The following is a 12,131-nucleotide window of genomic DNA, read 5'->3' as shown; positions in this document are numbered from 1 at the left end:
AAAATCATCATTTCTTTTGGTGCTGCAAATTTATTTTTTAAATATTTGCAGCATTTATTTATCTGTATTTTAAATATTCCTGATAACTTATTGAATAGCAATATTCATTTTGTTATAAATAAAAAATTATTATTAGGAGTTTCCTTATGAGAAGCATAAAAAAAATTATTTTAACATTGATGATGATATCAGTATTTAGTGTATCAGCATTTGCAGCAAGCGGTTTTGAGGCTATACTTAATGTACCTATAGGATTGAGTGTAGGCTTTCATAATTTTAAACTAAAAGATGTACTTTATAAAAACGAAATTGAAAAACAAGCTAAACATAATAGCGGTGTAGGTTTCGATATAGGAGTTACAGCTCAGTTAGGCTATATGTTCCAAGTAAAAGAAGGTTTCGGAATTAGTGTTTTAGGTGAAATAGGATACAGCCATGATTCTTATGCTTTTGTACTTGCAAGCGATAAAAAAATAACACAGTCTTTTACATTTGAAAGCATACAGATTGGACTTCTTCCTAAATTCAATATAGGTGCTTTTGCTATAGGAATAGGAGGAGGAGTTAAAATACCTTTGGCAGGACAGCACTCTACGAAAAATGACGGCAAATATGAAATAGGTTCTCCAAGAAAAGTGAATTCATCAGATATAAAAGATAATTTTAAAACTCCTGTTATAGGATATATTAAAGCTACTTTTGATTATTCAATATTCTTTACTGATAATATTGCTATGAATGTGGGACTTTATGCAGGATATGATTTTGGTATGAATATGTCAGATAAATTTTTTGAATCTGTTGCAGGAACTGGAATATTTGATAGTATGGGATTTTCAAGCTTTGATATAGGTTTACAATTAGGATTTAAATTTGGTCCTAAAGCTTAATTAATTTTGCTATATAATAATTTTATATAGATAATTCATCAATTTGGAATAGCTTATTAATTAATAAGCTGTTCCTTTTTTATTATATGTTTTTAATTAATTTAATAAAATATGGATTGATTTTTTCAAGATTATATTTAGAATAATTGTAATATAACAAATAGGGGGAAATATGTTATTAAGAAATATTATGTTATTATTGCTATTATTTATGTTTGCTTCATGCAGCAATAATACATCTTCAACAACTGAATCCGCTGCAGTTGATAATTCAGCAACTAATACTACTGCTGATACATTGGCAGCAGAAGAGGTACATGAAAGTTTTATACCTGCTGTTTACAGTTTAGCTGATTTGCCGGTTACAAATAGAAATAAAGTTGCTGGCGGAAATGGAGATTTAATTGTTAAATATGCTTTCGTTAGAGACAATGCTCCAAAAGATTATACTACAAAAGAAATGGGATATATGACTTTGATGCCTGGCGATTCTGTAGGATTGCATAGACATGAAGGAAATGAAGACAGCTATTTAATAGTATCAGGTACTGCTACTTATACAGATACAGACGGAAGCCAATATGAAGTTAAAGAAGGCGATATGACAATATGCCGTTCAGGACATAGTCATGCTATTTCTAACAGCGGAACAACTCCTTTAATTTTCTTTGCTGTATTATCAGGAAAATAATTTTTTAATAAGTAAAAAAAGCATGCATACAATTTAGATGCATGCTTTTTATTTAAGTAAACATAATTTATTAGTTTAAATGAGAATTTTTAATTTATATGATTATTTTCTGTTTAAACTATAGAATAAAAATAAAACAGAGGTAAAAAATGATTAAATTTATTATTACTTTATATATTTCCTGCTTATTGTTTATAGTTTCATGTTCCAGCAAATCAAATGAAGCAGAAGTAAATAATGCAGCAAAAAATAATGATGTTGTTTCAAATGATGCAGTTTTAGATTATGTACAAGTTGATTCTCCTAATTCATTTGCACCTTTAGGAATAGGCATAACAGTAGCGCCTCCTGAACATGGACAGAATGCTCAATACTTTGTAGTGAATAAGGATGTGGCAGAAGTAAATTTTGACTATATGAACAATAGTTATATTTACAGAGCTTCTAAAAACTCAAATAACTTATTATCATTTTATGGTAATTATACCAATAGCGGAAAAAATTTTATGGAAGATGAATATTCTATAAATGTTGAATATAACATTACTCCTAATAATGAAAAGTTTACACTGTGGAGAGTTGATGATATTTATTATGCTTTATCAACTAAGATTGAAGATGATAAAGATTTAACTAATCTTTCATCACTTTATATAAAATCTATACATTGGCATAAAAATAATACTAATAAGTAATTCATATAAAATAATAAAGAGCATGCAAATTTATTTTGTATGCTCTTTGTTTTCTAATTAATAAAAATATTAATATTGTTATAAATAGTTTAATTCTAAACTTCAAAAAATCATTTTATAAAAAATAGTTATTTATAATTATATTGACATTTATCACTTATGTTATATATTATGTTAAGTTGTATTTTTAATATATAAATGAGGCCTTAAATGAAATTTATTAATAAATTCTTTTTATCAATTTTTATAATATTAATATTTTCTTCATGTTCAAATAATAAAGAAGAAATAGCACAAAAAGAAATGGACAGAGGCGGTGCATTAATAGATAAAATAATATATGAAGTGAGAACGGATATGACAATAGCTATTAAAGATGTAGCAGACGGAAGAGCTGATTTAATGGCTAGCGGAATAGACGGAGGAATATATTTATCATTAGGCGAAAACGATTTAGAAAAACTTGATACTTATGCTGTACCTTCAGGATCTTGGTCTTTATTATTTAATCCTGTGCCAAATAAAGCACCTTATACAGTTACAACTAAAGACGGTAAAACTTATTTTAATCCATTGGCTATAAAAGAAATAAGATTTGCAATGAATTTTTTGATTGATAGAAAAAAACTAGTTGATGAAATTTTAAGAGGAGCAGGGCAGCCTTCATTTACTCAGGCAACACCAGGACAGCCGGGTACTTATAGATATAATCTTATTCCTTCAAGAATGGGTATGACAGAGAATGGTAATCAGGAAAAGGCTATTAATGATATAAATAAAGCAATGGAAAAAGCTGCTAATCTGCCTGAAAATAGAGGGAAATTAAAAAAGGAAAACGGATGGTGGAAATATAACGGAGAAGTTGTAACTCTTAAATTTGTTATAAGGGTAGATGATCCTACAGGAAGACTTCCTGCAGGAAATGCTGTATCTGATTTGATAGAAAAAACAGGTATAAAAGTTGAAAAATTATTATATGATAGAAATAAATCTACTCAGGTTGTATATGGTTCAGATCCTAAAGATTATGAATGGAATATTATAACAGAGGCTTGGGGGGCAGGTGCTACTCGTGCTTGGTGGGATGTTACATTAAGACAGATGTATATAAGAGAAGGCAACTATATGCCTGGAGGAAATATTTCTGAGTTTTGGAATTATGATAATAGAGAGGCTTCAAGAATAAGCGATAAAAATTCAAACGGATGGTTTTTGACTGCTGATGAATATTGGAATGGCAATATGCGTTTGCAGGAGATTGGGCTTGAAGATGCTGTAAGAATATATTTAAACTCTCAGACTCAATTTTTTGTTGCTAATAAAGAAAGATTCAACAGAAAAATGCTTTACGGAGTAGGAGACGGCATAAATGATTGGTCTATAAGAAGTGCTGATATAAAACCTAATAGGAATGGAGAAAAAGTATTAAGAGTTCTTCAGCATTCTGCTCAAGGTTCATTATTTATAAGTCCTTGGGATCCTGTAGGTGTAGGCGGATTTTCTGATGCTTATTCTGCTATAATGATAGGTCCTTGCTCTGATGCCGGAGCTACATTTGAATCTCCTTCTACTGCTAAGACAGTATTTATGTTGGGAGAGCCTGACACTAACAGTTTAGAAATAGGAGTTAGAGCAGGTAATAACGGCATACCGGTAGGTACAATAGAAGTCCCTACAAATGCTAAGATGTACAATCCTTATACTCAGAAATGGGAAGAAGGTTTGATAGTAAAAATGAATGAAAATGGAGAATTGGATTATAAGAAGTCAGATAATATTACAGCCTATGTAAAATGCGACTTTAAGCCTAGATATTTTAAATGGCATCATGGTATAGAATCATCTTTAGTTGACTTGATGTATGGAAGCGTATTTATTGCAAATGTTATAACAAAGACAAATGAGAATGATAAATATTATGATTCTGCTATGGCTGGAAGATATCTTTCTGCTATGGACGGTTCTGTTGGAAGTGTTATAAATGAAGACGGAAGTTTTACTTTATACGGAAACTATTATTGGCCTATGGATATGGACAGACAAATTGCTATTGCGGCAGTTAGTCCTAAAATAGGCAATCCTAATAGAAATACTGTTATACCTTTTGAGATAAATGAAGCTATAATGAAAATGGTTCTTGAAGGTTCTAAATCCGGTAATGTTTATACCATTTCTCAGGATCAGTCCTTAACTTCTATAGATGTGAAAAATCCTACTTGTGTATCTGATATAAAAGAAAAATTAATAGAAATGCGTGATTCTCAATATATACCTGCAGGAATAGAAGATTTTATAACAAAAGAAGAGGCTGTTAAAAGATATCAGGCTGCTATTGATTTTATAGATAAATACGGGCATGCTTATATATCAAACGGACCTTTCTTTATTTCAAGGATAGATTCAAAAGCTAATTATATAGAATTAACAGCTTTTAAAGATTATAGCTATACTGCTGAATATTGGATTGAGAAATTATCAACTAAAATGAGCAGGATTGAAGATATTGAAATGCCTGCTATAGCAAATAGAAATAGCGATATGAATATAGATATTTATGTATCTTCGTATAATTATCCGGATAATGCTTTAGAAATGCCTGATATTAATACTAAAGTAAAAGTATTGCTTCAGCTTCAAAACGGCGGTGAAAAAGAATATAATGCAGTTTTAGAAAATGATGTATTCAAATTAACTATACCTAAAGAAGAATTAATATCTCTTCCTAGAGGAAATTATATTATTGTTATAGAATCATATATTGCTGATGAGACTCCTTATATAGAAACTAGAAGTTTTGTACTACAGTAGATAGGGGTATATATTTTTTTTATTTTACTGCTTTTAATTTATAAAAAATATGTTATTATACTTCATAATTTAATTTGTTTAAGGTGCGGTTATGGAAAATATGGATAATAATTTAAATAATAATATGGATAATAATAATGAACTTAATAACGATTCAATAAATAATGAATCAAGCAATGATATTTCAGTTAATAATAATGAAAATGCTATAGAAAAAATAAATAGATCCAAAGAAGCAGAAGAAAATAAAAAATATATATTTAAAGTGGCTGTAGTAGCTTGTGCTATTGTATTTGTTCTTCTTGTTGGAGCTGGATTGCTTGTAGGTTTATTCTTATTTATAAAGGGTAAATCTGATATGGAGAAAATGGTTGGAAATTATGAGATATACAGCGAGGAAATATATAAGAAAAAATATGGCGATAGAATTGTTAAAGAAATGGTTAATAATTATTCGGCTGATGTTAATGAAACAGATAATAATAATCAAAGCCCATTGTTCCATGCGGTACAAAATAATAATATGAAGGCTGTAGAATTTTTAATAGAAAATAAAGCCGATGCAGAAGTAGCTGATGATTCAGGAGTTACACCTCTAATATTGGCTATAAGCAATAATAATACAAAAATAGCTGAATTTCTTATAAAAGAAGGTAAGGCTAATGTATATGGTTCTTATACAGGTGATAATTTTAATAGATATCCAATGTATTATGCTGTTTCCCAAACTAATAAAAATATGATAAAACTTCTTTTAGATAATTCATTTGATTTGAAAAGAGAGCCTTTGCTTTTAAGTTATGCAATTGCTAATAGCGATGAAAGCATAGTACGTTATTTAATAGATAATGGAGCTGATATTAATTATAAAAGTGCTGACGGAACTACTGTTCTTTACAATGCAGTTTTATCGCTTAATCCTGCTTTAGTAGATTATTTTATATCTAAAGGTGCTAAAATAGAAGAGGCTGGGGAAAGCGATGTATATGGAAATATATTAATGGCGGCAGCTGGTTCTAAATTTAACAATACAAGTTCATCTCCTGTTGATTTAGTATTAATGCAGCAGAAATCTGCAGATAGTGCTAAAGTGATGGAAAAAATAATTACAAATATAAATAAAAATACATTAAATAAACTTATTAATGGAAGAAATGCATTAATAATAGCTTCAGGTAATTCATATATAGATACTGTAAAAGTACTTCTTACAAATGGTGCTGATGTTAATTTTGCAGATAATGACGGATGGACTTCTTTAATGTATGCTGCTAATAATGGAGATATTGAACTTGCTAAAGTATTAATAGAAAACAAAGCTAATGTTAACTCTAAAAGCTATGAAGAGAAAACTCCTCTTTTATATGCTATGAATAGCCCTATAGAATCAAGCAGAAATGATATGATAAATCTTTTGATAGAGAATAAAGCAAATATAAATGTAGAAGACAGTGATGGTCTTAGTCCTTTAACTGTTGCGGTTATGAATAATGATACAGAACTTACAAAATTATTAATTGCTAATAAAGCTAATCTTTCCGTTGTAACTAAAGATGGAGAGAGTTTAATCGAATATGCTATTAATAATGATAATGTTGATTTACTTCAAATATTAGTAGAAGCTGGTGCTGATATAAATTATGCCGGAATATCAAGTTATACTCCATTAATGATAGCAGCAAAAAGCGGAGCTGAAAATATAGCTAGAATATTATTATCTCAAAAAGTAGATTTGAATGCTGTTGATAAATACGGAGATACTGCTTTGCATATTGCTGCTGAAAATTCACAACTTCCTATTGTAAGAATGATTTTAGAAAAGAAACCAAATCTTAATATACAAAATCAAAATGGTGATACCCCTTTGCATAAGGCAGTAAATTCTGGAAGTGTTGATATAGTAAGCGAAATTGTATTATCTGGTGCTGATGTTATGGTTAGAAATAATAATGGAGATTATCCTTTGGATATAGCAAAAGATAATAATAATAATGCTATACTTGAAATATTAAAAGAGGCAGAGGAAAAGCAAAAATCTAATTAATAATTCTATTTGACATTAATTATAAATTATAATAATATATCGAAAATAAAATTATCATTGGAGAATAATATTATGCCAGTAACCGCACCGCACCGCACCGCACCGCACCGCACCGCACCGCACCGCACAAATTATGTAGTATATCAGACTTTTTATATTATTCTCTTAAAACAATTAGAAATAAAATTATGGAGCTATCTATATGTTATTTAGTTCCATGATTTTCTTATGGCTTTTTCTTCCTGTAGTATTTTGTTTATATTATTTAATTAAAAAAGAGTATAGAAATGTTCTTCTTTTAGCTGCGAGTATTATCTTTTATGCTTGGGGTGGAGTAAGCTATACTTTAATAATGTTTTCTTCTATTATTATTAATTATGTATTTGCATTATTGATTGATAAAGCCATTGAAGATAATAATAAAAGAAAGAAGAAAGTATATTTAATTTTTTGTATAATCCTTAATTTGTTGATATTAGGTTATTTTAAATATACCGATTTTGCTATATCAATAATTAATTCAATATCGGGCAAGGAAGTAATAAGTTTAAAAAATATAGTTCTTCCTATAGGAATATCTTTTTATACATTTCAAGCATTATCTTATGTAATAGATGTTTACAGAGAGCAAAATAAAGCCCAGAAGAATGTATTTAATTTAGCTTTATATATATCGTTTTTTCCACAATTAATAGCAGGTCCTATAGTAAAATACCATGATATAGAAAATCAGATAATTAATAGAACAGAAAGTTTGGAAAATATCAGCTACGGCATAAAAAGATTCATTTACGGACTATCTAAGAAAGTAATATTAGCGAATATGTTTGCTTTATCCTGCGATGAAATATTGAAACAGCCTGTTAGTGAATTAAGTACAGTTTTAGTATGGCTTGCTACTGTATTGTATACGCTTCAGATATATTATGATTTTTCAGGTTATTCGGATATGGCTATTGGATTAGGTCATATGTTCGGATTCAAGTTTTTAGAGAATTTTAATTATCCTTATATATCAAAGTCGGTACAGGAGTTTTGGAGAAGATGGCATATATCTTTATCTACTTGGTTTAAGGAGTATTTATATATACCATTAGGTGGAAATAGGAAAGGTAAATATTTTACTTATTTAAATTTGTTCATTGTATTTTTTGCTACAGGTTTATGGCATGGAGCTAGTTTTAATTTTGTATTATGGGGTTTATGGCATGGATTGTTTTTGATAATAGAGCGTATATTTTTAGGCAAGCTGTTAGAGAAAAATAAATTAAAATTTCTTAATCATATATATGTCATATTAGTATTTATATTAGGCTGGGTATTATTCAGAGCTAATGATTTGAAACATGCTTTAGAATTATATAAAGTCATGTTTAATTATCAGGAGAGTATTTTTACGGTTAGATATTTCTTCTATCCTCAGACACAAGTTTGTTTTGTATTTGGTATTTTATTTTGCGGTTTATTCCAAAGTATATTTCCAAAGCTTAAGGAAGCTATATTTTCAAGCAGAGTTTATGTGTTAGAAAGCATTATTCAATTTATATTATTATTCATTTGTATTATGTATTTAGTCAATGGTACTTACAATCCATTTATATATTTCAGATTTTAAGGCAGAATCTTTATGAAAAAAATATTAATAAGAGTTTATTTAGTTTTATTATCTTTATGTATAATTTCTTTAATAGTCTTATCTGTATTAGGTTCAAAGTCTAGAGTTGGATATTTAGGAGAATTATCTTTTAATGAAAATGAATCATATTCTAATAATTATATATACAACTTTCAAATAAAATATTATAATAAAGTATTTAGAAATAGTGATATATATGGAGTTTATTTAGTTACTAATAGTTTGCCAGAATATATAAAAGAAATAAGGATGAATGATAATTTAGGTACACCATTCGGAAGTTTAATTAGTTCTAAAGAAATAAGTGAAAATAAAATAGATAATGTTAAATATATTCTTAAAGTAAAATCTAAAATTTCTAATTATTCTATAATATTCTTAATTTTTATAGCTATATTATTAATTTCAAATATAGAGAAAATATATTTTAGATATATTAATTTTTTTAATAGAAGGTATTTTTATATTATAGTTATTTTTTTATGCTTTTTAATATTACCTAGAATAATATATATTTGCTTTTATGAATATTTTGATCATGAGAATTATGAAAATAGAAATTTTTCCAAATATCCAGATATTAATTCTAATTTTTTTAATTATCCTAAAGTGTATGAAGAATATTTTAATGATTATTTGCCTTTTAGAAATGAATTTGTACAATTGAATAGTATTATAGATTATTATATTTTTGGAAATTTATTGTCTAAGAGGGCATTATTAGGGATTGATGGGTGGTTATTTCTTAAAGATTCAAATACTATTGAGAAATATATGTGTGTAGAAAATTCATATTTTTCTTATGATGAATTGAAGATAGCTAAAGATAATATTGTGGATATTGCTAATAGATTAAAAGAATATAATATTGATTTTATATTTATGATATGTCCTGATAAAAATGTTATATATTCTGAATATTTACCATTTTATATACACAAAAAACATATAGCTAATTCCACAGAACAATTTATAAATTATATGAAAGAAAATACAGATATAAAAATAATTTATCCAAAAAATGAACTATTAAAATATAAATATAAATATAACTTATATTATAAATTAGATACACATTGGAATAATTTAGGTGGATATATAGGATATAAGAAATTAATGAATGCAATAGGAATTGATGTTTTTGATTTGGAAAAATTAGTAATAAAAAAATATAAAACATATAATGGCTTTGGAGATATTAATAGATTTGCCAATTTGTTAACTTTACAATTTAGTGATTACGATTACAATATTAATTATAGTAATTTTTCTAATTTTTATCAAGAAAAATATACAAATATATCTATAATTCATGATTCTTTTATGGGGTATATGATGAAATATATAGATAAATCATTTAATAAAGTAACATATTCTACTATTGATAATATTAATATTGATAAAAATTCTGATATAGTAGTATTTGAAACAGTTGAAAGACTACTAAAAGGTAGAGTTATAACTGGTTTTTCTAATTTTGGTATAAAAGAGTAAGTATGAATTGAGTAATTTTAAGAAAATGTTTTTGGTTATTTATATTATGATTATAAGTTAAAAATTGTTATACATTTTCTACTGTTTCATTAAATTATAGTTATGATAAGAAATTATTTATAGTAAGGGATTCTTATGCTATTGCTATGAGAGATTATATAGCAGCAGCATTTCAAAAATCTACTTTTTGACATATTGAAGAATTTAATATTAATATTTTGAAGAGTAATATACCAGATATTTTTGTAATAGAGGAACTTGGATTAAATAATATATAACAAATAATATTATTTAGTGGAAAATAGATGAAATAAAAAGAAATACTTTTATTAATAATAATTAAATTGACAAAACTTTTATATTTAGTATTATATAATTGTAATATTAAATATTGGGGATAAAAATATTGAAAATAAAAGATATTGGTTTTGATGAATATTTTGAGAAGTTGGCGTTAGAGAGTTTAAAAATTAATTCTTTAGAAGAAATCAATAATGAAGAACTAGTACCTGCAAGAGTGATAAGGATTAATAAAAGATATTATACTTTGTTTTCTGATGATGGTGAGTTTTTAGCAAGAATCAAAGGAAAGATAAGATATAATTCTGAAATACAAAGCGAGCTTCCTGTTGTAGGAGATTGGGTGCTAATGAAAAAGTCAGATAATAATGCTTTTATTGATACTATTCTTACTAGAAAAAATATTTTATATAGAAAAGCTAATGTTAAAAAAAATGATATTCAGGCTATAGTAAGTAATATTGATTATGCATTTATAATAGTTGGTATTGATAATGAAATGCCAATATCTGCAATAGCAAGATATTTGTCAGTTGTTCATACTTCTGGAATTAAACCAATAATTGCAATTAGTAAAATAGATTTGTATGAAGATGCTGAATACAAAGAATTGTTAGCAGCTATAAAAGAAACATATCCTAATGAAACAGCTTTTGCCTACAGTTCAAAAACAGGAAAGAATGCGGATAAATTTTTAAAATATATAAAGAAAGATACTTCATCAGTTTTTATAGGTGCTTCAGGAGCGGGAAAATCTACTATTATTAATTATCTTTTGAAAGATGAAAAGATGAAAACTCAGGAAGTGAGAGAGTATGACTTCAAGGGAATGCATACTACAACACATAGGGAACTTTTAGTTTTAGACAGCGGAGGAGTTGTAATAGATACTCCTGGTTTAAGAAATTTAGGTTTATGGGAAGATGATAAAGGTATAAAGAAAACTTTTGAAGATTTAGAAGAATATGCTAAAAAATGTAAGTTTAAAGACTGTACTCATCAGCATGAACCGGATTGTTATATATTAGAGTTGCTTGAAAATGATGAAATACCTTATGAGAGATATGATGCTTATATAACACTTCTTAATGAAAATAGAGAATTGCAAAAAAGTTCAATAGAAATAAAAAAAGACAGAAAGATGGCTTTAAAGAAAATAACGAATCATAGAAATAATTATAAAAAAATGAATATCAAGAACAAAAAATAATTTAAAGTGATAAACTATTAGCTAATAACAGATTAGTAAATTTATGATTATGAATAATACAAATAAAAAAAATTGAGTGTCTGGTAGCTTTAGCTGCTAGAGATTTTAAACGAGATTTTTTTATTATATAAATAAGGTTATCAGCTAATAATTGGCGAGTTTATCGCTAGCAATAATAATAAATAAACTATATAGCTTATAACTAAAAAATATATTGTATTATTTGAATAATTATAGTATTTGACATTAATTATAAATTATAATAATATATCGAAAATAAGATTATATTGGAGAATAATATTATGCCGGTAACCGCACCGCACCGCACCGCACCGCACCGCACCGCACCGCACCGCACCGCAC

Annotated in this window: 8 protein-coding genes; all 8 read left to right on the top strand. The window is 27.0% G+C overall.

The window, feature by feature from the left end; all coding sequences use genetic code 11:
* Positions 1–146 precede the first annotated feature (146 nt).
* The 8 genes from Q0J90_RS00485 (at position 147) to rsgA (ending at position 11,768) form a co-directional block, all read left to right on the top strand.
* Positions 147–890, top strand: coding sequence for a DUF2715 domain-containing protein (locus tag Q0J90_RS00485; protein ID WP_297276056.1), 744 nt, complete (start codon positions 147–149; stop codon positions 888–890).
* A 172-nt stretch (positions 891–1,062) separates the two neighbouring features.
* Entirely contained in the window at positions 1,063–1,581 is a 519-nt protein-coding gene (locus Q0J90_RS00480; protein WP_297276055.1) for a cupin domain-containing protein, read from the top strand.
* Between the two features lie 149 nt (positions 1,582–1,730).
* A complete protein-coding gene (locus Q0J90_RS00475) occupies positions 1,731–2,276 on the top strand; it encodes a hypothetical protein (RefSeq protein WP_297276054.1) in 546 nt (181 codons plus the stop codon).
* Between the two features lie 210 nt (positions 2,277–2,486).
* Positions 2,487–5,084 (top strand): ABC transporter substrate-binding protein, encoded by a 2,598-nt coding sequence (locus Q0J90_RS00470; protein WP_297276053.1) that lies wholly within the window; start codon positions 2,487–2,489, stop codon positions 5,082–5,084.
* A 91-nt stretch (positions 5,085–5,175) separates the two neighbouring features.
* Positions 5,176–7,128 carry an ankyrin repeat domain-containing protein gene (locus tag Q0J90_RS00465; protein ID WP_297276052.1) on the top strand — a complete coding sequence of 651 codons (1,953 nt, stop codon included), beginning with the start codon at positions 5,176–5,178 and terminating at the stop codon, positions 7,126–7,128.
* Between the two features lie 202 nt (positions 7,129–7,330).
* On the top strand, positions 7,331–8,743 hold the full coding sequence (locus Q0J90_RS00460) for an MBOAT family O-acyltransferase (RefSeq protein WP_297276051.1): 1,413 nt from the start codon (positions 7,331–7,333) through the stop codon (positions 8,741–8,743).
* A 12-nt stretch (positions 8,744–8,755) separates the two neighbouring features.
* A complete protein-coding gene (locus tag Q0J90_RS00455; RefSeq protein WP_297276050.1) occupies positions 8,756–10,258 on the top strand; it encodes a hypothetical protein in 1,503 nt (500 codons plus the stop codon).
* 406 nt (positions 10,259–10,664) lie between these two features.
* Positions 10,665–11,768 (top strand): ribosome small subunit-dependent GTPase A, encoded by a 1,104-nt coding sequence (gene rsgA / locus Q0J90_RS00450; protein ID WP_297276049.1) that lies wholly within the window; start codon positions 10,665–10,667, stop codon positions 11,766–11,768.
* The last annotated feature ends 363 nt before the right edge of the window (positions 11,769–12,131 follow it).

Source organism: uncultured Brachyspira sp. (assembly GCF_944390595.1).
In the GTDB taxonomy this organism is placed as follows: domain Bacteria; phylum Spirochaetota; class Brachyspiria; order Brachyspirales; family Brachyspiraceae; genus Brachyspira.
This window is presented reverse-complemented; position numbering and strand designations above follow the sequence as displayed.